The organism is Ruegeria sediminis, assembly GCF_005938215.1.
Classification (GTDB): domain Bacteria; phylum Pseudomonadota; class Alphaproteobacteria; order Rhodobacterales; family Rhodobacteraceae; genus Ruegeria; species Ruegeria sediminis.
Window position 1 is genome coordinate 118,632 of sequence record NZ_VCPD01000007.1, and the last position, 20,423, is coordinate 139,054.

At 65.7% G+C, this 20,423-nt stretch carries 22 protein-coding genes; 12 read left to right on the forward strand and 10 right to left on the reverse strand.

Going from position 1 to position 20,423, the window contains the following annotated elements:
- Nucleotides 1-16: 16 nt before the first annotated feature.
- Complete coding sequence (locus tag FGK63_RS17505) at nt 17-1,243, forward strand: FAD-dependent monooxygenase (RefSeq protein WP_138844885.1); 1,227 nt, start codon at nt 17-19, stop codon at nt 1,241-1,243.
- On the opposite strand, the gene FGK63_RS17510 is transcribed toward FGK63_RS17505, so the two are convergent.
- The 4 genes from FGK63_RS17510 to FGK63_RS17525 form a co-directional block, all read right to left on the reverse strand.
- Nucleotides 1,240-1,425 carry a Trm112 family protein gene (locus tag FGK63_RS17510; RefSeq protein WP_138844674.1) on the reverse strand — a complete coding sequence of 62 codons (186 nt, stop codon included), beginning with the start codon at nt 1,423-1,425 and terminating at the stop codon, nt 1,240-1,242. The two genes, FGK63_RS17505 and FGK63_RS17510, sit on opposite strands and share 4 nt — an antisense overlap.
- Nucleotides 1,422-2,063: an LON peptidase substrate-binding domain-containing protein gene (locus tag FGK63_RS17515; protein ID WP_138844676.1), complete on the reverse strand. Its 642-nt coding sequence runs from the start codon at nt 2,061-2,063 to the stop codon at nt 1,422-1,424. The genes FGK63_RS17510 and FGK63_RS17515 overlap by 4 nt, the downstream gene beginning before the upstream one ends.
- Before the next feature lie 27 nt (nt 2,064-2,090).
- Complete coding sequence (locus FGK63_RS17520; protein WP_138844678.1) at nt 2,091-3,008, reverse strand: thioredoxin family protein; 918 nt, start codon at nt 3,006-3,008, stop codon at nt 2,091-2,093.
- 85 nt (nt 3,009-3,093) lie between these two features.
- Complete coding sequence (locus FGK63_RS17525; RefSeq protein ID WP_138844680.1) at nt 3,094-3,882, reverse strand: exodeoxyribonuclease III; 789 nt, start codon at nt 3,880-3,882, stop codon at nt 3,094-3,096.
- A gap of 197 nt (nt 3,883-4,079) precedes the next feature.
- Here FGK63_RS17525 and FGK63_RS17530 point away from each other — a divergent pair, with 197 nt between their 5' ends.
- A complete protein-coding gene (locus FGK63_RS17530; protein ID WP_138844681.1) occupies nt 4,080-4,904 on the forward strand; it encodes an efflux RND transporter periplasmic adaptor subunit in 825 nt (274 codons plus the stop codon).
- A 142-nt stretch (nt 4,905-5,046) separates the two neighbouring features.
- Complete coding sequence (locus tag FGK63_RS17535; protein WP_138844684.1) at nt 5,047-5,892, forward strand: DUF6544 family protein; 846 nt, start codon at nt 5,047-5,049, stop codon at nt 5,890-5,892.
- Between the two features lie 153 nt (nt 5,893-6,045).
- Here the strand turns inward: FGK63_RS17535 and FGK63_RS17540 are convergent, their stop codons facing one another.
- Complete coding sequence (locus FGK63_RS17540) at nt 6,046-6,732, reverse strand: response regulator transcription factor (RefSeq protein WP_138844686.1); 687 nt, start codon at nt 6,730-6,732, stop codon at nt 6,046-6,048.
- A gap of 162 nt (nt 6,733-6,894) precedes the next feature.
- Here FGK63_RS17540 and ribA point away from each other — a divergent pair, with 162 nt between their 5' ends.
- Complete coding sequence (gene ribA / locus FGK63_RS17545; protein ID WP_138844688.1) at nt 6,895-7,989, forward strand: GTP cyclohydrolase II; 1,095 nt, start codon at nt 6,895-6,897, stop codon at nt 7,987-7,989.
- Nucleotides 7,986-8,486, forward strand: a complete 501-nt coding sequence (locus FGK63_RS17550; RefSeq protein WP_138844690.1) for a L,D-transpeptidase family protein — start codon at nt 7,986-7,988, stop codon at nt 8,484-8,486. The genes ribA and FGK63_RS17550 overlap by 4 nt, the downstream gene beginning before the upstream one ends.
- Here the strand turns inward: FGK63_RS17550 and FGK63_RS17555 are convergent.
- Together FGK63_RS17555 and FGK63_RS17560 are read right to left on the reverse strand one after the other, a co-directional pair.
- A complete protein-coding gene (locus FGK63_RS17555; protein WP_138844692.1) occupies nt 8,470-9,129 on the reverse strand; it encodes a YggS family pyridoxal phosphate-dependent enzyme in 660 nt (219 codons plus the stop codon). The two genes, FGK63_RS17550 and FGK63_RS17555, sit on opposite strands and share 17 nt — an antisense overlap.
- 110 nt (nt 9,130-9,239) lie before the next feature.
- Nucleotides 9,240-10,274: a porin gene (locus FGK63_RS17560; RefSeq protein ID WP_171052700.1), complete on the reverse strand. Its 1,035-nt coding sequence runs from the start codon at nt 10,272-10,274 to the stop codon at nt 9,240-9,242.
- Between the two features lie 267 nt (nt 10,275-10,541).
- Here FGK63_RS17560 and FGK63_RS17565 point away from each other — a divergent pair, with 267 nt between their 5' ends.
- The 5 genes from FGK63_RS17565 (at nt 10,542) to FGK63_RS17585 (ending at nt 15,840) form a co-directional block, all read left to right on the forward strand.
- Complete coding sequence (locus FGK63_RS17565; protein ID WP_171052701.1) at nt 10,542-11,045, forward strand: DUF3576 domain-containing protein; 504 nt, start codon at nt 10,542-10,544, stop codon at nt 11,043-11,045.
- Nucleotides 11,046-11,120: 75 nt separating this feature from the next.
- Complete coding sequence (gene leuS / locus FGK63_RS17570; protein WP_138844696.1) at nt 11,121-13,658, forward strand: leucine--tRNA ligase; 2,538 nt, start codon at nt 11,121-11,123, stop codon at nt 13,656-13,658.
- A complete protein-coding gene (gene lptE, locus FGK63_RS17575) occupies nt 13,645-14,136 on the forward strand; it encodes an LPS assembly lipoprotein LptE (RefSeq protein ID WP_138844698.1) in 492 nt (163 codons plus the stop codon). The genes leuS and lptE overlap by 14 nt, the downstream gene beginning before the upstream one ends.
- Nucleotides 14,133-15,161, forward strand: a complete 1,029-nt coding sequence (holA, locus tag FGK63_RS17580) for a DNA polymerase III subunit delta (protein WP_138844700.1) — start codon at nt 14,133-14,135, stop codon at nt 15,159-15,161. The genes lptE and holA overlap by 4 nt, the downstream gene beginning before the upstream one ends.
- A gap of 82 nt (nt 15,162-15,243) precedes the next feature.
- Nucleotides 15,244-15,840 (forward strand): glutathione S-transferase family protein, encoded by a 597-nt coding sequence (locus FGK63_RS17585; protein WP_138844702.1) that lies wholly within the window; start codon nt 15,244-15,246, stop codon nt 15,838-15,840.
- Here FGK63_RS17585 and FGK63_RS17590 read toward each other — a convergent pair.
- Entirely contained in the window at nt 15,837-17,024 is a 1,188-nt protein-coding gene (locus FGK63_RS17590) for a TIGR03862 family flavoprotein (RefSeq protein ID WP_138844704.1), read from the reverse strand. The two genes, FGK63_RS17585 and FGK63_RS17590, sit on opposite strands and share 4 nt — an antisense overlap.
- A gap of 63 nt (nt 17,025-17,087) precedes the next feature.
- Between FGK63_RS17590 and FGK63_RS17595 the strand changes: the two genes are divergently transcribed.
- Complete coding sequence (locus tag FGK63_RS17595; RefSeq protein ID WP_138844706.1) at nt 17,088-17,378, forward strand: HNH endonuclease; 291 nt, start codon at nt 17,088-17,090, stop codon at nt 17,376-17,378.
- A gap of 11 nt (nt 17,379-17,389) precedes the next feature.
- Here the strand turns inward: FGK63_RS17595 and FGK63_RS17600 are convergent, their stop codons facing one another.
- Nucleotides 17,390-17,998: an enoyl-CoA hydratase/isomerase family protein gene (locus tag FGK63_RS17600; RefSeq protein ID WP_138844708.1), complete on the reverse strand. Its 609-nt coding sequence runs from the start codon at nt 17,996-17,998 to the stop codon at nt 17,390-17,392.
- On the reverse strand, nt 17,995-18,744 hold the full coding sequence (locus tag FGK63_RS17605) for an SDR family oxidoreductase (RefSeq protein WP_138844710.1): 750 nt from the start codon (nt 18,742-18,744) through the stop codon (nt 17,995-17,997). Before FGK63_RS17605 ends, FGK63_RS17600 begins: the two co-directional genes overlap by 4 nt.
- A gap of 134 nt (nt 18,745-18,878) precedes the next feature.
- On the opposite strand from FGK63_RS17605, the gene FGK63_RS17610 reads away from it, so the two are divergent.
- Nucleotides 18,879-20,402 (forward strand): DUF2125 domain-containing protein, encoded by a 1,524-nt coding sequence (locus FGK63_RS17610; protein WP_138844712.1) that lies wholly within the window; start codon nt 18,879-18,881, stop codon nt 20,400-20,402.
- Nucleotides 20,403-20,423: the final 21 nt, after the last annotated feature.

Here is a 20,423-nt window from a genome sequence, read left to right on the forward strand (position 1 = left end):
GCGCATATTGCAGGCCATGGAAAAGGTTTCGGATATCCTGATCGTGGGCGGCGGCCTGAACGGCCCTGCCCTTGCCCTGGCACTGGCGCAGACCGGCCATTCGGTGACGGTGGTCGACGCGCTGGCCGAGAAGGTGCGCAAGAACGCGGCCTTCGACGGGCGCGCCTATGCGCTGGCGCTGGCCTCGCAGCGGCTGCTGCGGGCGGTGGGAGTCTGGGACCGGGTGACCGATCAGGCGCAGCCGATGCTGGAAATCAAGGTGACGGACGGCCATGCGGGCGCCGGGCCGTCGCCGTTCTTCATGCATTTCGACCATGCCGAGATCGAGGAAGGCCCGATGGGCTACATGGTCGAGGACCGCCACCTGCGGCGGGCGTTCCTGGAGGCCATGGCCGAGGAGAAGGCGATCACCCAGATCAGCGGCAGATCGGTGGTGGCGCAGGACACCGATGCCGGCGGCGTGACCGTGACGCTGGATGACGGATCCGCGCTGCGCGGGCGGCTGCTGGTGGGCTGCGACGGTCGCGGCAGCGGCACGGCGCAGCGCGCCGGGATCAGGCGCACCGGCTGGGATTACGGCCAGACGGCGCTGGTCTGCGCCATTGCGCATGAGTTGCCACATCACGGCATCGCGCATCAGTTCTTCATGCCGCCGGGTCCGCTGGCGATCCTGCCGCTGACCGGCAACCGCAGTTCGATCGTGTGGAGCGAGCGCAGCGAGATGGCGCATCGCATCAACGCCATGTCCGACGCCGACTATCTGCAGATCCTGCGCCCGCGATTTGGCGATTTCCTGGGCGAGATCAGCCTGGAGGGCAAGCGGTTCACATATCCGCTGAACCTGACCATCGCCAATTCCTTCGTCGGCGAGCGGCTGGCGCTGGTGGGCGACGCCGCGCACGGGATGCACCCGATCGCGGGCCAGGGCCTGAACGCCGGGCTGCGCGACGTGGGCGCCCTGGCCGAGGTGCTGACGCTGGCCGGGCGGCGCGGCGAGGATATCGGATCGACCGGAGTTCTGGAGCGGTACCAGGAGTGGCGGCGCTTCGACACCGCCACGCTGGCGCTGGCCACGGATCTGTTCAACAGGCTGTTTTCCAACGACAATCCCATTCTTCGGCTGGGCCGCGACATCGGCATGGGGATCGTCGGTTCGCTGCCGTCGCTGCGGCGCGGTTTCGTCCGCGAGGCCGCCGGGCTGACCGGGGATCTGCCGAAACTGCTGCAGGGCCGCGCGATCTAGTCGAGCTTGCGGGCCTCGTCCACCAACATGACCGGGATGCCGTTGCGGATCGGAAAGGCAAGACCGGCCGCCTTGGACAACAACTCCTGCCGCTCGGCGTCGTATTCCAGCGTCGTGTGCGTCTGCGGGCAGATCAACGCTTCGAGCATCCGGCGGTCGAAGGCCGGGTGGGGTTCGGTCATTGCAGGGTTTCCTCGTTTGAGCCGCCGCGCAGGGCGAATTCGATCAGCATGACCAGCGTCTCGCGCCGGGTCTTGAGGCAGGGCGCTTCGAGCAGGGCCTGCTTGTCTTCGGGATCGAAGTCCAGCAGCATCGAGAGGGAATTGACCAGCAGTTCCTCGTCGGCGTCCTTGAGCGTTTCCCAGTCGGTCGAGAGATGGCGCGAGGCGAAGAAGCGTTCCAGCAGGCGCATGAACCGCTTGCGGTCGAAACCGTTGTCCGCCTCGGGCTTGCCCAGGTCGCGGTCGAACCCGTCCCAGGACACGGTGCAGCGGCGATAGGGGCAAAACCCGTCAAGCTCGGCCCGGATCCGGAACCGGGAAATGCCGGTCAGGGTGATCAGGTAGCGCCCGTCCTCGGTCTCGGAAAACTGGGTGACGCGCCCGGCGCAGCCGATCAGGTGCAGGTTGTCGCCATTGTTCTGACAGGGGTTCGGCTGCACCATGCCGACGAGCCGCTCGGGTGTCTTCAGCGCGTCGTCCAGCATCTGCAGGTAGCGCGGCTCGAAGATGTGCAGCGGCAGCCGCGACCGGGGCAGCAGCAGCGCCCCGGGCAAGGGGAAAACCGGGACCGTATCCGGCAAGTCGGCGGGGTGCATCATGTACCCGAGTGTAGCTCTGATCCCGAATTAGGCAAATATCATCGAGCTGAGCTTGCGCCGACCATGCAGAACCACCGGATCGTTCGGTTTGAGCGCGTCGAAGATGGTGAAAAGCTGGGTCTTGGCCGCACCGTCGTTCCACTCGCGGTCGCGGCGGAACAGCTCCAGCAGCTGCGCCACGGCCTCGTCCACCTTGCCGTTCGCGTGCAGCGCCTGCGCCAGGTCGAAACGGGCCTGGTGGTTGTCCGGCTCGGCCTCGACCTTGGCGGTCAGTTCGGCCACCGGGCCGGCATTGGCCGCCTGCCGGGCCAGTTCCAGTTGCGCATGGGCCGCTTCCAGTTCGGCCGATCTAGAGATTTCGGCCGGCGCGCCGTTCAGCACCGCCTCGGCCTGATCCAGGTCGCCCATCGCGATGTGGGCGCGCACCAGGCCGCCATAGGCGCCGGCATGTTGCGGGTCCTCGCCCAGGATGGCGGCGAAGGTCTGCGCGGCGTCCACCGCGGCGCCTTCGGCCAGCATCTCTTCGGCGGCGGCAACTGCTTCGTCCAGTTGGTCGCCGGGGCTTTCGCCGCCTGCGGCCTTGATCACGCGGTCCACGAAGGCCTTGATCTCGGACCCCGGAAGCGCGCCCTGGAAACCGTCGATCGGCTGACCCTGGTAGAAGGCGTAGACGGTCGGGATCGACTGGATGCGCATCTGCGAAGCGATCATCTGCGCCTGGTCCACGTTGATCTTGACCATCCGGACCGCGCCCTTGGCGGCGGTGACCGCTTCTTCCAGCAACGGGCCCAGGGTCTTGCACGGGCCGCACCAGGGCGCCCAGAAATCCACGATCACCGGGACCTGCTGCGATGCCTCGACGACGTCGGCCATGAATGTGGCCTCGGTCGTGTCCTTGATCAGATCGGTGGCGGCGGGCGCATCCGCGTCGTTCAGAATTTCCATGGCTTCTACTCTCTGGTTCGAACTTGGCCCCTATATGCAGCCGCTTGCAGCGGAAACCAAGAGCCGAGTTGCCGGCTTTGCCGCGTTACAGATCGAATGTCGCGAAAACCGGCGCGTGGTCGCTGGGTTTGTCCCATCCGCGGGCGTCACGCAGGATGCGGCTGGAATGGCCGGCGCCGGAGATGTCGGGCGTGGCCCAGACATGATCCAGCCGCCGCCCCTTGTCGGCGGCGTCCCAGTCGCGGGCCCGGTAGGACCACCAGCTGTAGAGCAGCCCCTGGGGGATGTCCTGCCGGGTGATGTCGACCCAATTGCCGGCCTCCTGCATCTCGGCCAGGTGCTCGACCTCGATCGGCGTGTGCGAAACGATCTTGAGCAGTTGCTTGTGGGACCAGACGTCATCCTCGCGCGGGGCGATGTTGAGATCGCCGACCAGAATGGATTTCCCGGGCTTTTCGGCGCGGAACCAGTCGCGCATGTCGGTGAGGTAGTCGAGCTTCTGGCCGAACTTCTCGTTCACCTCGCGGTCCGGCACGTCGCCGCCCGCCGGGACGTAGAAGTTGTGGATGGTCACGCCGTTTTCCAGCCGTCCGGCCACGTGCCGGGCATGGCCCAGACCGGCGAAATCCTTGTCGCCCAGATCCTCGATCGGCAGCTTGGACAGGATGGCGACGCCGTTGTAGCCCTTTTGCCCGCGCGCGATCATGTGGGTATAGCCCAGCGCCGCAAACCCCTCGACCGGGATCTTGTCAACCGGCGACTTGCATTCCTGCAGACACAGGACATCCGGCGCCTCTTCCTGCAACAGCCTGAGCACGATGGGCTCGCGCAGGCGGACCGAGTTGATGTTCCAGGTGGCGACGGTGAATGGCATGGCGGCGGTCTTCCTTGGTTCGGATCAGCGCAACCTAACCCGCGGTCCGGCGATGCGCCACCGGAATTGGCGCGGGCGGCCGGGCCTCGCGCCGGACTTGGCAATATGCCGTTCGCACGGCTATGATCGGGGTTGTCCGGCCTGATCGCGACCTCCGTTAAAATCGCCGGAATCAAAAGGGGTTAGATGGTGTCTTCATGGCGCGTCTGTTGGCAAAACCCGTGGCATTCGCCTTGGCCGCCGCGGTCTTCGCGGGCGCCGGCCCAAGTGTTGCCGAGGAGGAGGCACGGGGCGCGCGGGGAATCGTCACCGCGGCGAAGATGTGGGTGATCGCCCCGTCGATCGACGGTCAGATCGAGGAGATCCTGTTTTCGGAAGGCCAGTCGGTGGCTGAAGGTGATCTGCTGGTGACGCTGGACAAGCGGGCCAGCGAACTGGAACTGAGGATAGCGAGGTCAGAGTTGGAACGGGCGAACGCCGTTCTGATGGAAAAACAGCGGGACCTCGCCCGGTTGGACGAACTGAAAAAGCGCGATGCGGTGTCACTGGCGGCACATGGCGACGCCGTTTTTGAAGCCGAGATCGCACGGCTGGATGTCGAAGCGGCGGAGTTCCGCCATGCGGCAGCGCAGGAGAACCTGAAAGAGCATGATATCCACGCCACGGCGGACGGGTTGGTTTCCGCCCCGATGGTCCATGCAGGCACCAACTACAGCACGTCGCTCTCGGGCCCGATCGCGACGCTGGTTCAACTCCATCCCATAAACGTTCGCGTGTTCATAAAGACCGAAGACGCGGTCGAGCGCCTGGCGCATGGCGAATACACGATCGACGAGGCAAGGAAGCTGCACTTCGAACTGTTGCTGCCGAACGAACGGCTCTACGGCCACCTCGGCAAGCCCGTGGCGCTTGGATTTGACCTCGACCCCTCGACCGGCGAGGGGTCCCTGCTGGTTGAATTTCCGAATCCTGACGGCTTCCTGCGGCCCGGATTGCCGGTCAGGGTAAGGATCAAGCGGTGAGGCCGGCAAGGGCGCGGGCTGCACGTCGCGGGTTGCATCAACGGTGTGGGCAGCGGTCTGCCGACGACGCCGCTTTTCTTTGGCGAAGCCGGTGACGGAAAGATGCCGTTCGCGATGAGCGGCTTGGGACGGGATTGGACGGGTGACGACGCTTTTTGCACTTGCCGCGGTGGTTCCGGCAGTGATTCTGGCCGGTTTGCTGGCTTGGCGGCAGCAGGACCACAGGGCCGACGCCGCCGAGATGGCGCGTCTGCTGGCGTTGCAGCCACGCGACCCGCAACGGTTTTCGGCCGACATGGTCGCCGGACTGCCCGAACCCGCCCGCCGGTTTTTCCGGTTCGCGATCGCCGAAGGCACGCCGCTTTGCACGGTGGCGCAGATCGGCATGAAGGGGAAATTCGGACTCGGGTCGAAAAACGCGCCGAATTACATGGACATGACCGCGGAACAGGTGCTTGCCGCCCCGGAGGGGTTCGTGTGGAAAATGTCCGCCGGTTCCGGTCTGTCGCGCCTGTCCGGTTCCGACGGCACCACCTGGACGCGGTTCTGGCTTGCCGGTCTGGTGCCCGTCGCGCGGCTGGGCGGCGATCCGGACCATTCCCGCTCGGCTTTCGGGCGGTATGTGGCCGAGGCGGTGTTCTGGACGCCGGCGGCGTTGCTGCCCGGCCCCGACGTCACGTGGGAGCAACTGGGGGACGACGCGGCGCGGGTCGTGGTCAGGCACGGGGGGCTTGAGCAATCCGTCGATGTCACCGTCGGCGAGGACGGCCGGCCGACGCGTGTCGAGTTTCCGCGGTGGAGCAACGCCAATCCCGACAATACCTTCCGCGTCCTGCCGTTCGGCGGCTATCTGTCGAATTACGCCGAGTTCGCCGGTTTCCGGTTGCCGACCCATGTGGAGGCCGGGAACTTCTTTGGCACCGGGGAGTATTTCCCGTTCTTCGTGATCGATGTCACCGACATCAGGTTTCCGGCACCAGTTTCATGACCCCGCTCACCTGTCGGTCAAAAAAAACGGCCGGGCACTAGGCCCGGCCAGTCCAACAGGGAGGTACATGTCATGACCCGGACATGCACGGGTTAGGTGAACCCTAAACATGAGAACAGGGTATCACTTTGATCCACGTCAATCCACACCCTGCTACGACACAAGCCGATATCCACCCGACTCTGTGACCAAAAGACGCGCATTCGAGGGGTCGGGCTCGATTTTCTGCCGCAGGCGATAGATGTGGGTCTCGAGCGTATGGGTCGTGACCCCGGCGTTGTAGCCCCAGACCTCGTGCAGCAGGACGTCGCGCGGCACGACGCCGTCGGTCGAGCGGTAGAGGAACTTGAGGATGTTGGTCTCTTTCTCGGTCAGGCGAATCTTGCGGTCGTCCTCGGTGATCAGCATCTTCATCGCCGGCTTGAACGTGTAGGGCCCAAGCACGAAGATGGCGTCCTCGGACTGCTCGTGCTGGCGCAGTTGCGCGCGGATGCGGGCCAGCAGCACCGGGAACTTGAACGGTTTGGCGACGTAATCGTTCGCCCCGGCATCCAGCCCCAGGATCGTGTCGGCGTCGCTGTCATGGCCCGTCAGCATCAGGATCGGGCTTTTGACCCCCTGTTTGCGCATCAGGCGGCACAATTCGCGGCCGTCCGTATCGGGCAGACCCACGTCGAGGATGATAAGGTCATAGATCGCCTCCTTGACCCGTTCCAGAGCGCCATGCCCGTCCGAGGCCTCGAACACGTCGAAATCCTCGGTCAGCACCAGTTGTTCGCTGAGCGCCTCGCGCAGATCTTCGTCATCGTCCACAAGCAGGATTTTCTTGAGCTGTGCCATGTCACGGTCCTCCTGAGCCTTTTGCATCACTTGAGCCCACCGGGTGCAATCGGCAATGTTTGCTGCAAATCTCTCACGTCCTCGTGTCCGAGGCGCGGGAATTGTTTCACATTTCCCGAGCGAGAGCATAGGTAGAACGCTGAACATTACAGGATCGCGGGCATGAGTCTTTTTCCCGATATCACCGAGCTTCTGGCGCGCGCGCGGGCGGACCTGCGCATGGGCGTGCCGGTGGTGCTGGCGGACGACACCGGGTTCAGCGTGCTGTCGCTGGCGGCGGAAACCCTGGGCGCGCAGCGCCTGGCCGATCTGCGCGCCCTGGGCGGCGTGCCGGTGGTGGCGATCACCGGGCGGCGGGCCGAAACCCTGAAGGCACGCGCCTATGACGGGGACCTGGCGCGGGTGGTGATCCCGGCGGATGTGGACATGGCCTGGGTGCAGGCCGTGGCCGACCCGTCGGACGACCTGGCCGCGCCGATGAAAGGCCCGTTGATGACCGAGCGGCAGGGTAACGCCAATCTGCACCGCATCGCCATCGCCCTGACGAAATCCGCCCGCCTGCTGCCGGCGGCGGTGGTGCTGCCGATCGCGGACGGACGCGCCTTCGCGGCGGCGCGCGGCCTGACCTGCATCGACCATGCGCTTGCCGCGCCGCACCTGGCGGATCGCAGCCCGCTGCGCGAAGTGGTCGCGGCACGCCTGCCGATGGAGGTGTCCGAAGCCGGGCGTTTGCACGTCTTTCGCCCCGAGGATGGCGGCGAGGAGCATTACGCGGTCGAGATCGGCCGCCCCGACCGGGAGAAGCCGGTGCTGGCGCGGCTGCATTCGGCCTGTTTCACCGGCGACCTGATGGGCAGCCTGAAATGCGATTGCGGTCCGCAACTGCGCGGCGCGCTGGCGCAGATGGGGGCCGAGGGGGCGGGCGTGCTGTTGTACCTCAACCAGGAGGGGCGCGGCATCGGGCTGGCCAACAAGATGCGGGCCTATTTCCTGCAGGATCAGGGGTTCGACACGGTCGAGGCGAACCACCGGCTGGGCTTCGAGGATGACGAGAGGGATTTCCGCCTGGGTTCGGACATCCTGAAATCCATGGGCTTCAAGTCGGTGCGCCTGTTGACCAACAACCCCGCCAAGATAGCGATGATGGAGCGCACCGGCATTGCGGTGACCGAGCGCGTGCCGCTCAAGGTCGGCGAGACGGACCACAACCGGGGCTATCTGGCGACCAAGGCCAGCAAGTCGGGCCATCTGCTGTGACGCCCGACGACCTGGTGCTGACGCCGATGGGTGTCCGGTTCCGCGGTCGGCTGTTTCCCTGTTCGGTCGGCAAGGGCGGCGTGAGCCGTAACAAGCGCGAGGGCGACGGGGCGACACCGGTGGGCAGGCACCGGATCGTGGGGATGCTGTACCGGCCGGACCGGATGGACGCGCCCGCGCCCTGGGCTGTTCCCATCGGGCCCGGGGATCTTTGGTCGGACGACATGGGCGACGCGGGTTACAACCAACTGGTCCGGGCGCCGTACAAGCACAGCCACGAAAGGCTGCGCCGCGCCGATCCGCTTTACGATCTGGTGCTGATCACCGACTGGAACTGGCCCGATGCCGTGCCCGGTCGCGGGTCGGCGATCTTTGTCCACCAGTGGCGGCGGCCCGGTTTTCCGACCGAGGGCTGCGTCGCGTTCCGGCGCGATCACCTGCGCTGGATCGCCGGGAGGATTCTTCCCGGCGCGCGGCTGATCATCCTTGCGGCCTGACCCGCTCGCCGAAAATGGCCGAGCCGATGCGCACATGGGTCGCGCCCAGCGCGATCGCGGTTTCGAAATCGTCGCTCATCCCCATCGACAGGCCGGCAAGGCCGTTGCGCTCGGCCAACTTGGCCAGCAGGGCGAAGTGCAACGCGGGCTCCTCGTCGATCGGTGGGATGCACATGAGGCCCCGCAGCGGCAGGTCCAGCGCCCGGCATTCGGCAATGAAGTCATCCGCTTCGCCGGGCATCACGCCCGCCTTCTGCGCTTCCTCGCCGGTGTTGACCTGAACGAAAAGGTCGGGACAGGCGCCGATCTCCTGCGCCAGTCGGGCGATGGTTTTCGCCAGTTTGGGTCGGTCGAGCGAGTGGATCGCGTGGCACAGTTCCATCGCCTGACGCGCCTTGTTGGTCTGCAGCGGCCCGATCAGGTGCAGATCGATCCCGTCATAGCGTTCCATGAAGGCGGGCCATTTGCCGGCCGCCTCCTGCACTCGGTTCTCGCCGAAACACCTGTGGCCCTGCTGCAACACTGCCTCGACCCGCGCGTCCGGCTGGACCTTGGACACGGCGATCAGCTTGACCGATCCGGCGGGGCGGCCTGCCTCGGCCTCGGCCTTGGCGATGCGGGCGGTGATGTCTTGCAGCGGCATGGGCTCCTCGGTGCGGCTTGGTCGCAGGCAGGAAAACACCAAGTCGGCGCAAAAGAAAAGGGCAGGTCCGAAGACCTGCCCAGATTCGATACCGTCAAGCGGTGTACAGCTTAGAAGCTGAAGTACACACCAGCCTGGAAGGTGTCGTTGTCGTTCGACGCGCGGCGGTAGCCGGTTTCGAACGATGCGCCGCCACCCAGGTCGTACGACCAGTTGATACCGTAGGTTTCACCTTCGGTGTCGGTGCAGGTGGTGCCAGCGGCACAGGACGCGCTGGTGGACGCGACGCGGTTGTCGCCACGGCCGGCGTTGACGTCGGCTTGGTCAACCGAATCTTCCGAGGTCACGAAGAGGACCAGGTTCGAAGCTGCGCCGATGTCGATGTTGCCGTACAGGCCCCACTTGCTGATGCCGTCGTTGTCGGCATAGGCGATGCGGGCGCCCCAGTTGCCGCCGTCATACCAGCCGGAAACGAGGGTCTTGTCTTCCCACATTGCGCCGGAGTTCTGGTAGGCCGCTGCAACGCCGAAGTCGTTCCAGCTGTAGGTCAGCATGATGGCTGCGCGGTCGAAGCCACCGTTGTTGTTGGCGGCGATGGTCTCGTTACGATCCGAGTACGAGATGTGGCCGACGAAGCCTTCGTAGGTGTACAGGGCTTCAACACCGTTCACGCCGACGCCGGCGGACGAGTATGCGTCCCAGTTGAAGAATTCGTTGTTGACGTTACCAACGTGCGAGAAGAAGCCGGCGCCGTCGATACCGATACCTGCGGTACGGGTTTCGAGGTAGGTGCCCGGCATGTTTTCAACGGCACCGATGATGTTGCCGACGTTGACGCGCAGACCTTCCCAGACAACGCCGAAACGAGCGCCGTTGAACACTGCGCCACCCGGGTTGTTGTCGCGGCTTTCAGCCTGAGCACGGAAACGTGCGTCGAACGCAACGCCCATGTCGGTTTCGGCCGACATGTCGAACTGCAGACGCAGACGGCTGGTGATGGTGGTGTCGGAAACGCCGTTGATGTTGGAATCGTTGGCGTCGTTGTAGTCCAGACCGAAACGGCCGTAACCGCTCAGACGAACGTCTGCTGCTGCAACGCTTGCGGTCGCGATCAGAGCAGTCGTTGCGAAGAGAACTTTTTTCATCTTGTTTCCCTCGGTTTCTATTCACATGCCCAAACCGGTGAATCCGGCGTGGATATGGACAGGGGTTTCGCTCTTTCAGCCCTGATTTGGCAAGTACATGACGCCGCCGCGGTGCAAAGTCGTCCCGGATGGTGCAGCTTTGCCACAGTGGCGAAACCCCGCCCAAATGGCGCCGGAAGCGCCCGCAGGCCGTCTTTGCATACGGTCTTGCCCATATCGGCGCGCTTTTGTAGGAGTTCTGCACGCACAGAACGGCGGGAGCCACGGATGAATCTTCAAAAGCCCCTCAGAGTCTCTCTGTTCCTGGCCATCGGGTTCGGCATGGCCGCCTGCGGCGGCGGGGGCGGAATCGACATCGCGGACGCCCCGCCCACGAATGACGGCATCGTCGCGAACAACCCCGAGTCGGCGCCATTGGCCTACGACAAGTCCTCGATCTGGGATGTGTTCGGCCCCGACAGGTCCGAGCGGACCGGCAACGTGAACCGCTATCTCTGGGCGGCCTCGCTGGACGTGCTGGGTTTCCTGCCGGTGCAATCGGTCGATCCGTTCAGCGGCGTGATCGTGACCGGGTACGGCACGCCGCCGGGCGGCGGCCGGGCCTACCGCGCGACCGTGCACATCAAGGACCCGGCGCTTGACGCACGGTCGCTTTCGGTGTCGCTGCAGACCAGCGGCGGCGGCGCGGTGAGCCCGGCGACCGCCCGCGCGGTCGAGGACGCGATCCTGTCCAGGGCGCGCCAGTTGCGCATCGCGGACGACAAACTCTAGAATCCCGCGTCAATTCGCACTATCACCACGCCGGGTTCACGCCCGGCGTTTTCATTCACCAAGGATCAGCCCCCCATGTCGCGCTACTCCGCCTCCGAAATCGAAGCAAAATGGCAAGAAGCCTGGGACAAGGCCGGGATCTTCACCGCCACCCGAAGCGCGGACAAGCCGAAATACTACGTCCTCGAGATGTTCCCCTACCCGTCGGGCCGCATCCATATGGGGCATGTGCGCAACTACACCATGGGTGACGTGATCGCGCGGTACAAGCAGGCGACCGGGCACAACGTGCTGCACCCGATGGGCTGGGACGCATTCGGGATGCCGGCGGAAAACGCCGCCATGGCGATCGGCGGCCACCCCAAGGAGTGGACCTACAACAACATCGCCGTCATGCGCGGGCAGATGAAGCCGCTGGGCCTGAGCATCGACTGGTCGCGGGAATTCGCGACCTGCGATCCGGAATATTACGGCCAGCAGCAGGCGCTGTTCCTCGACATGCTCGAGGCGGGTCTCGTCTATCGCAAGAACGCGGTGGTGAACTGGGACCCGGTGGACATGACGGTTCTGGCCAACGAACAGGTTGAGAACGGGCGCGGCTGGCGCTCGGGCGCGCTGGTTGAGCGGCGCGAGCTGACACAGTGGTTCTTCAAGATCTCGTCGATGTCCGAAGAACTGCTGTCGGCGCTCGACACGCTGGAGAACTGGCCCGCCAAGGTGCGGCTGATGCAGGAAAACTGGATCGGCAAGTCGCGCGGCCTGCAATTCTCGTTCGAGCGCACCGACGGCGGCGAGCCGATCACCGTCTACACCACCCGCCCCGACACGCTGATGGGGGCATCCTTCGTCGGTATCTCGCCGGATCACCCGATCGCCAGGCAGCTTGAAGCCGAGCGCCCGGAAGTCGCTGACTTCGTTGCCGAATGCCGCAAGGGCGGCACCACGGAAGAGGCCATCGAGACCGCCGAGAAACTGGGCTTCGACACCGGCATCACGGTCCGGCACCCGCTGGACCCAAGCTGGGAACTGCCGGTCTGGATCGCCAATTTCATCCTGATGGACTATGGCACCGGCGCGATCTTCGCCTGCCCGGCGCACGATCAGCGCGACCTGGATTTCTGCCGCAAGTATGGCCTGCCGGTGATCGACACCTTCTTTGCGCTGGATGACGCCACGCCGGTGGACAAGATCGCCTTTGTCCCGCCGAAGGAACAGAAGGTCCGCTGGGTGAATCACTTTGCCGGGCTGACCGAGGCCGACGGGCAGGAGGCGATCGACGCCACCATCGACTTTGCCGAAAAGGCGGGCTGGGGCCAGGGCGTCACCAAGTACCGCCTGCGCGACTGGGGGCTTTCCCGACAGCGCTATTGGGGCTGCCCGATTCCCGTTGTGCATTGCGCCGATTGCGGCGTGGTGCCGGAGAAGAAGGAAAACCTGCCGATCCGCCTGCCGGACGATGTGAGCTTCGACAAGCCCGGCAATCCGCTGGACCGTCACCCGACCTGGCGCGACTGCGCCTGCCCGTCTTGCGGCAAGCCGGCCCGGCGCGAGACCGACACGATGGACACCTTCGTCGATTCGTCGTGGTATTTTGCGCGCTTCACCGCGCCGCGCGCCGAGACCCCGACGGATCTGGCCGAGGCGGAATACTGGATGAACGTCGATCAGTATATCGGCGGCATCGAGCACGCGATCCTGCACCTTCTGTATTCGCGCTTCTTCGCCCGCGCCATGCACATCACCGGGCACCTGCCGAAAAAGGCCATCGAGCCGTTCGACGCGCTGTTCACGCAAGGGATGGTGACGCACGAGATCTACCAGACCCGCGACGAAAAGGGCCGCCCGGTCTATCACCTGCCGGAGGATGTCGAGAACGGCAAACTGAAGGCCACCGGCGAGGCGGTGGAGATCATCCCCTCGGCCAAGATGTCGAAGTCAAAGAAGAACGTGGTCGATCCGGTCAGCATCATCTCGGCCTTCGGTGCGGATACGGCGCGCTGGTTCGTGCTGTCCGATTCGCCACCCGAGCGCGACGTGGAATGGACCGCCGCAGGCGCCGAGGCCGCGCACAAGCACCTGAGCCGGGTCCACCGCATCGCCGCGGAAATCGCGGCGTCAGACAACCCGGCCAACGATGCGGACGAGGCGCTGCTGCGCGAGATGCACAAGACCATCCGCGACGTGACGAACGGCGTTGAATCCTTCGGCTTCAACGCCTCGATCGCCAAGCTCTATGCCTTTACCAACACCTTGGCGAAATCCGGGGCCGGGACCGCCGCCAAGGCGCAGGCCGCCAAGACGCTGGCGCAGCTGATGGCGCCGATGACCCCGCATCTGAGCGAGGAAATCTGGCGCCTGCTGGGCGGCGAGGGGCTGATCGCCACCGCGCCCTGGCCCGTGGCGGACGAGGCGATGCTGGTGGACGACACGGTGACGCTGCCGATCCAGATCAACGGCAAGCGGCGCGCGGAAATCAGCGTGGCCAAGGACATGGACAAGGCAGAGGTTGAAAAAATCGCGCTGAGCACCGAAGCTGTGCTGCGGGCGCTGGACGGCGCCGCACCCAAGAAAGTGATCGTAGTTCCGGGCCGGATCGTGAATGTCGTCGTTTGATCGCAGATCCCTGCTGATGATCCCGCTGGCGCTGGCCGCCTGCGGGTTCGAACCCGTCTACGCGCCGGGCGGCACCGCCTCGGGACTGGACGGCAAGGTGCGGGTTTCGGCGCCGAATTCGGTGGAATCCTACCTGCTGGTGCAGAATCTCGAACAGCGGCTGGGCCGCCATGCGGGATCCGGCGACGAGTACAAGCTGAACGTCAACGTTTCGACCGTCACGCAGCCGCTGGCGGTCTCCACCGCCAACGAAATCAACCGGTACAACATCCTTGGCCGGGTCAATTTCTCGCTGCAAAGCTCGGCCACCGGCGCGGTTCTGGCCTCGGGTGAGGTGGACAATTTCGTCAGCTACTCCGCCGCGGGTTCGACGGTGGACACCCTTGCGGACGAGCGCGACGCGAAGGACCGGCTGATGGTCCTGCTGGCCGATCAGGTGCTTGCGCGTCTCTATTCCACGGTGGACCTGCCGGCATGAAGCTGAGCCCGCGCGAGGCAGACGGCTATTTCGCCAAGCCGGACGCGGACAAGGCGGGATTGCTGATTTACGGCGTCGACGCGATGCGGGTGGCGCTCAAGCGGCAGCAGGTGATCGCGGCGCTTCTGGGCCCGAATGCCGAAGAGGAAATGCGCCTGACGCGCCTGCCCGGCGGCGAGTTGCGCGGCGACCCCGCGCTGCTGCTGGACGCGATCAAGGCGGTCGGCTTCTTTCCGGGGCCGCGCGCCGTGTTTGTCGAGGATGCAACCGACGCCGCCGCCCCGGCGATCGTGACCGCGCTTGAGGAATGGCGGCCGGGCGACGCCCAGATCATCGTCACCGCCGGCCAGCTGAAGGCCAGTTCGGCCCTGCGCAAGGCGTTCGAGACCCATCGCAATGCCTATGCGGCCGGGATCTACGACGACCCGCCCTCGCGAAGCGAGATCGAACGGGTGCTGGCCCAGGCCGGCATCCGCAGCGTTCCGCGCGATGCGATGGCGGCGCTGACCGAACTGGCGGCCAGTCTCGGCCCCGGAGATTTCGCCCAGACCATTGAAAAACTGGCGCTTTACAAGCGCGACGACGAAGCGGACCTGAGCGTTGACGACATCGAAGCCTGCGCGCCGCGCTCGACCGAGGCCGCGCTTGACGACGTGCTGAACGTGGTGGCCGAGGGGCGCACGGGCGAGATCGGGCCGCTGATGCGGCGGCTGCAGGCGCAGGGCACCAACGCCGTCGGCCTGTGCATCGGCGCGACCCGGCATTTCCGCACCCTTTATGCCTGCGCCTCGGATCCGGGCGGAGCGGCGCAGGGCATCGGCAAGCTGCGCCCGCCGGTCTTCGGAAAGCGCCGCGACCGGATCCTGCGGCAGGCGCAGGGCTGGGGCGCGCCCAAGCTCGAGACCGCGCTGACGGTGCTGACGGACACCGACCTGAGCCTGCGCTCGGCGGGCCAGACCGCGCCCGCCATGGCGCTGGTCGAGCGCGCCATGATCCGGCTTGCCATGCTGGCCCGCTCACGCTGAAGTGAGCGGTGGCGGGTTCCCCCTTGACGGATGACCGCCACCCGCCAATCTGACCGGCACACCGATCAAAAGGAAACGCATCATGTACAAGGTCTATGGGAGTCTTCTGAGCCGCACGTCGCGGGTGCTGTGGCTGCTGGAGGAACTGGGGCAGGAGTACGAATTCATCAAGGCCGGCCCGCATGATCCCAAGGTGCTGGCGCTGAACCCGTCGGGCAAGGTGCCGGTGCTGGTCGACGGCGACACCGTGATCACCGACAGCTCGGCGATCCTGTTCTACCTGGCCGACAAGCACGGGCAATTGACCTATCCGGCGGGCACCACGGAGCGGGCGCAGCAGGATTCGCTGTTCTTCGCCCTGCTGGACGAGTTCGACGCGCTGCTTTGGACCAAGGCCCGCCACGGCTTCGTCCTGCCCGAGGACAAGCGCGTGCCGCAGGTCTCGGACAGCCTGAAATGGGAATTCGACCGAAATTTCGGGCGCATGGGCGAGAGGTTCAAGGGACCGTTCCTGCAGGGCGACAAGATGACGATTGCCGACATCCTGTGCGTCCACTGCATGAGCTGGGCCAAGAGCGCCGGGTTCCCGATGAATTCGGACGTGCTGAAGGCCTATGGCAAGGAAATGCGCAACCGGCCGGCATACCTGCGCATGGGCGCGCTGGCCGAGGCGGCCTAGATTTCTCCGTTCCGCAGCCAGTCGGCGGCGGAACGGCCGGCCCACCGGCCGGTGGCGAGGCAGGCGGTCAGCAGGTAGCCACCCGTCGGGGCCTCCCAATCCAGCATCTCGCCGGCGCAGAACACCCCCGGCAGCGCGCTCAGCATGAGACCCTCGTCCAGCGCCGCGCGCCGGACGCCGCCAGCGGTCGAGATCGCCTCGTCCAGCGGGCGCAACCCGGCATGGCGGACCGGCAGGCGCTTGATCAGACGCGCCAGATCCGCCGGATCCTGCGGCAGGGGCCGCGCGAATTCCAGCAGCAGAGCGGTTCGCACCGGGCCGAGATTCAGGACCTTGCGCAGGTGGTTGGACAGGCTGGTCTTGCCGCGCGGTCTGCTCAGGCGGCGGATCAGGTCGTCGGGCGGCAGGTCCGGCAACAGGTCGATGAAAAGCTCGGCGCCCTGGCGAACCGGCTTGCAGACCGTGTAGATGCCGCCGCCTTCGAGTCCCCGGGCCGAGATCACCGCCTCGCCCCGTGTGCGGATAGATCCGGCCAGCAGGCCCACACCCTTGACCGGTTCGCCGAAAAGCGGCCGCATGTGATCGGACCAGTTGACCAGCAGCCCGGCATTTGCCGGGGCAAACTCGGCTAGGGCAACGCCCGTGTCCCGCAGAACCGGCGCCCAAGCGCCGTCCGAGCCGAGCCGCGACCAGCTCGCCCCGCCCAGCGCAAGCACCGTGGCGCCGGGTGTCAGTTTCTGCCTGCCCGCGGGCGTGTCGAAGAGCAGGGCGTCACCCTCCCACCCCACCCAGCGCCAGCGCGTCCGGATATCGACGCCCATCCCGGCAAGCCGCCCCAGCCAGGCGCGCAGCAAAGGCGACGCCTTCATCACGGTCGGAAACACCCGGCCGGTCGAACCGGTGAACAGGTCCTGCCCCAGATCGCTGGCCCAATCCTGCACCGCCTTGGCGTCGAATTCGGCGATCATGGGGCGCAACCAGTCGGCGGCCTCGTCATAAGCGCGAATCAGAGCTTCGAAAGGCTCGTCCTTGGTCAGGTTAAGCCCGGATTTCCCCGCCATCAGGAACTTGCGCGCGACCGAGGGCTTGGCTTCGGCCACGATCACGGCATGGCCCGCGCGGGCGAGTTCGCCGGCGGCCATCAGACCCGCCGGCCCCGCTCCGATCACAACTGCCTGCGCCATGCCTCTTGCCTCATGCCTGTGATGGGGCGACCCTGCGGTTCACCTGACGAACCGGGGAACATGATGTCCGAGCCCATCTGCCCACTCTGCGACCGCCCGATCCCCGACGGGAACGGCAGCCTGCACCATCTGATCCCAAAACTGAAGGGCGGCAAGGGCGGACCGACGGTGCTGCTGCATCAGATCTGCCACAAGGAAATCCATGCCACGCTGACCGAGGCGGAGCTGGCGCGGGACTACAGCACGGTCGCAGCCCTGCGCGCCCATCCGCGGCTGGCGAAGTTCCTGGCCTGGGTCGGCAAGCGCCCGCCCGGGTTCCGGTCGAAAGTGCCGGGCAGGCGCCGGATGCGGTGAGGGGCGCCGCCCTAGCGGCACAGATCAGCGATTCCGGCCGCAATCTGCGGCTTGGCGGCGACGCTGTCGGCGACCAGGTCCCGGGCCACCTGCATCAGCGCGTCCGGTTCCACCACCCGATCCACGAGGCCGAAGGCATAAGCCTCTTTCGCGGTGATCTTCTGCCCCGCCATCAGGATCAGCTTGGTCCGGGCCGGGCCGATCAGGGCGGCCATGCGTTTCGGGTCCGAGGGCTGCGGCAGAAAGCCAAGTCGCATCACCGGATAGAAGAACATCGCCGAGGGAACGGCGATCCGCAGGTCGCAGGCCAGCGCCATGCCGTTCGCCCCGCCAGCCAGCGTGCCGTTCAGCGCCGCCACGGTCAGGCAGGGCAGCGCCGCTATCGCCCCCGAGAGCCGTTCCCACACGCCCGACGTGGCAAGCCCCGTCCGCGCCTCGTCCAGATCGGCCCCGGCGCTGAACACTTTGCCCTTGCCCGTCAGGACCAGCGCCTTGGCCTGGTGCGCGGCCTCGGCGATTTCCGCCAGTTCGGTCAGCATCGCCTCGGTCAGCGAATTGGCCTTGTCGGGGCGGTTGATGGTGACGATCCACAACCCCTCCTCTTTCACCAGTTCGATCATGTCAGCCCCACCCGCCTGCGGATGTCCTCGTTTCGCAGCGAGATCTCGCCGCCGAGGAACTCGTCGGCGTCGGCGGAACACATCCAGAGCAGCGCCCGCGCCGGCCAGTCGGGCGGGATATGCGCGGACCAGTCCAGCTGGCTGACCGGGTTGATGCCGCTGGCCTTGATCTCGCGCTGCATCTGCGTCGCGACCGTGCCCGGGGACAGGCCCATGGCGCGGATGCCGTGATGGCGTTCTTCCAGGTGCAGGCACTGGGTCAGCATGACGGCACCGGCCTTGGAGGCGCAATAGTGACTCCAGGCTTCGACCGGATTGTGCGCCGCGCCCGAGGAAATGGTCACGATCGTGCCACCGCCGGCCTTGCGCATCACCGGCAGGGCGGCCCTCATGCCGTGGAACACGCCCTTGAGATTGATGTCGATGACATGGCTCCAGGCCGCGGGATCGGCGCGGAACATGTGCGAGATCGGCTCCACCACGCCGGCGTTGCCGATCAGCACGTCAAGCCCGCCGAAACGCGCGACGCAGGCCGCAACGGCCTGCTCGACCTGGCCGAAGTCGCTGACGTCACAGGGCAGAGCGATGGCCTTGTCGCCGATCTCGGCCGCCAGGGACGCGATCTGGTCGCCGCCGCGCGCCGCCAGCGCCACATTCGCCCCGGCGGCCGCGAAGATGCGTCCGGCCTCGGCCCCGATCCCCCGGCTTGCGCCGGTGATCAGAACGGTTTTTCCCTGCATGTCCATGGCTCTGCCCTTTTGATCCGTTGCCGGAATCAAGTCGTACCCCGCAATCGGGCAAAGGGTCCAGCCCTTCCCCCCTTGACGCCCGAAGCCCAAGACCCGACGATGCCCGCGAAATTGAACAAGAAGGGTTCCCCATGTCCGTTTTATTCCGCCGCAGTTGCGGCGCCGCGATTGCCTATGCCGTTGCCACCCAGGGCGCCTGGGCAGATCTGACCGCAGACCAGGTCTGGGCCGATTGGCAGACCTATCTGGGCGGAATGGGATACGAGGTGTCCGGCGACAAGAGCAGCGCGGGCGACGTCACCACCATCAGCAACATGACCATGACGATGGCGCTGCCCGAGGAAGACGGCCAGTTCGCCATGACGATCCCCGAGATGACGCTGACCGAAAACGGCGACGGGACCGTCAGCCTGGGCCTGCCGGCCTCGTTCCCGATGGTGATCGACGGCAAGGCGGACGGCGAATCCTTCCGCGCGGAACTGACCTATTCGCATGACGGAATGACCGTGGTGGTCTCGGGCAGCCCCGAAGAGATGACCTATGACTATTCCGCGGCCAGGATCGGGGTCGCGCTGGCGTCGATCGAGGCCGACGGCGAGACCATGCCGGACGACGTGGTCTCGGCGGCGATGAACATGGTCAACGTTGCCGGCATGTCGAAGATGACCATCGGCGAAAGCCGGGACCTGGATCAGAGCTTCACCGCCGACTCGCTGAGCTATGACGTCGCATTCGACGATCCGGAATCGCAGGATGCGGGAAAACTGAAGGGCAACCTGAACACGCTGACCTTCGAAGGCAGCGGCACGGTGCCGTCCGACATGAACACCGCCGATTATCAGAGCATGATCGAAGCCGGGTTCAATTTCGCGGGCGAATTCAACTTTGCTTCGGGCTCGACCGAAATCGCCGGCAGCGGCGAGGGCGAAGAGTTCACCATGAGCAGCGTCTCGGAGGGCGGCCGCTTCGCGATCGTCACGGATGCCGACCATATCGGATACGACATCGCGCAGAACGGCGTGAAGCTGGCGGTGAACACGGTGGAGCTGCCTTTCCCGATCGAACTGGCGATGGCGCAGGCGGGGATCAAGTTCGAGATCCCGGTGCAAGCCTCGGACGAAGAGCAACCTTTCGCCTTCGCTATGAACCTGACCGAATTCACCATGTCCGACGCGATCTGGGGCATGTTCGACCCGGCCGGTGCGCTGCCGCGCGATCCGGCGACCATCGCGCTGGACACCAGCGGCACCGCCAAGGTCAAGGTGAACTTCCTCGACCCCGAGGTGGCGGAGACGCTGGAAGCCACCAACACCCCGCCGGGAGAGCTGCATTCGCTGAAGATCAACCAGCTGTTGGTGGCGATGATCGGCGCCAAGCTGACCGGCAGCGGCGAGTTCACCTTTGACAATTCCAACCTCGAAGCTTTCGACGGAATGCCGGCGCCTTCGGGCATCGCCAAGCTGCAGCTCGTCGGAGCGAACGCGCTGATCGACAAGCTGATCGGCATGGGCCTGATGACCGACAACGACGCCATGGGCGCGCGGATGATGATGGGCATGTTCGGCGTTCCGGGCGATGCGCCCGACACGCTGAACTCGACCATCGAGATCAACGAGCAGGGCCAGATCCTGGCGAACGGTCAGCGCATCAAGTGATCCTGACAACCGGAAAACGCG

Coding starts and splice junctions, on each gene's coding strand:
- FGK63_RS17505 (WP_138844885.1), top strand. CDS start 17: ATGGAAAAGGTTTCGGATATCCTGATCGTGGGCGGCGGCCTGAACGGC.
- FGK63_RS17510 (WP_138844674.1), bottom strand. CDS start 1,425: ATGACCGAACCCCACCCGGCCTTCGACCGCCGGATGCTCGAAGCGTTG.
- FGK63_RS17515 (WP_138844676.1), bottom strand. CDS start 2,063: ATGATGCACCCCGCCGACTTGCCGGATACGGTCCCGGTTTTCCCCTTG.
- FGK63_RS17520 (WP_138844678.1), bottom strand. CDS start 3,008: ATGGAAATTCTGAACGACGCGGATGCGCCCGCCGCCACCGATCTGATC.
- FGK63_RS17525 (WP_138844680.1), bottom strand. CDS start 3,882: ATGCCATTCACCGTCGCCACCTGGAACATCAACTCGGTCCGCCTGCGC.
- FGK63_RS17530 (WP_138844681.1), top strand. CDS start 4,080: ATGGCGCGTCTGTTGGCAAAACCCGTGGCATTCGCCTTGGCCGCCGCG.
- FGK63_RS17540 (WP_138844686.1), bottom strand. CDS start 6,732: ATGGCACAGCTCAAGAAAATCCTGCTTGTGGACGATGACGAAGATCTG.
- ribA (WP_138844688.1), top strand. CDS start 6,895: ATGAGTCTTTTTCCCGATATCACCGAGCTTCTGGCGCGCGCGCGGGCG.
- FGK63_RS17555 (WP_138844692.1), bottom strand. CDS start 9,129: ATGCCGCTGCAAGACATCACCGCCCGCATCGCCAAGGCCGAGGCCGAG.
- FGK63_RS17560 (WP_171052700.1), bottom strand. CDS start 10,274: ATGAAAAAAGTTCTCTTCGCAACGACTGCTCTGATCGCGACCGCAAGC.
- FGK63_RS17565 (WP_171052701.1), top strand. CDS start 10,542: ATGAATCTTCAAAAGCCCCTCAGAGTCTCTCTGTTCCTGGCCATCGGG.
- leuS (WP_138844696.1), top strand. CDS start 11,121: ATGTCGCGCTACTCCGCCTCCGAAATCGAAGCAAAATGGCAAGAAGCC.
- lptE (WP_138844698.1), top strand. CDS start 13,645: ATGTCGTCGTTTGATCGCAGATCCCTGCTGATGATCCCGCTGGCGCTG.
- holA (WP_138844700.1), top strand. CDS start 14,133: ATGAAGCTGAGCCCGCGCGAGGCAGACGGCTATTTCGCCAAGCCGGAC.
- FGK63_RS17585 (WP_138844702.1), top strand. CDS start 15,244: ATGTACAAGGTCTATGGGAGTCTTCTGAGCCGCACGTCGCGGGTGCTG.
- FGK63_RS17590 (WP_138844704.1), bottom strand. CDS start 17,024: ATGGCGCAGGCAGTTGTGATCGGAGCGGGGCCGGCGGGTCTGATGGCC.
- FGK63_RS17595 (WP_138844706.1), top strand. CDS start 17,088: ATGTCCGAGCCCATCTGCCCACTCTGCGACCGCCCGATCCCCGACGGG.
- FGK63_RS17600 (WP_138844708.1), bottom strand. CDS start 17,998: ATGATCGAACTGGTGAAAGAGGAGGGGTTGTGGATCGTCACCATCAAC.
- FGK63_RS17605 (WP_138844710.1), bottom strand. CDS start 18,744: ATGGACATGCAGGGAAAAACCGTTCTGATCACCGGCGCAAGCCGGGGG.
- FGK63_RS17610 (WP_138844712.1), top strand. CDS start 18,879: ATGTCCGTTTTATTCCGCCGCAGTTGCGGCGCCGCGATTGCCTATGCC.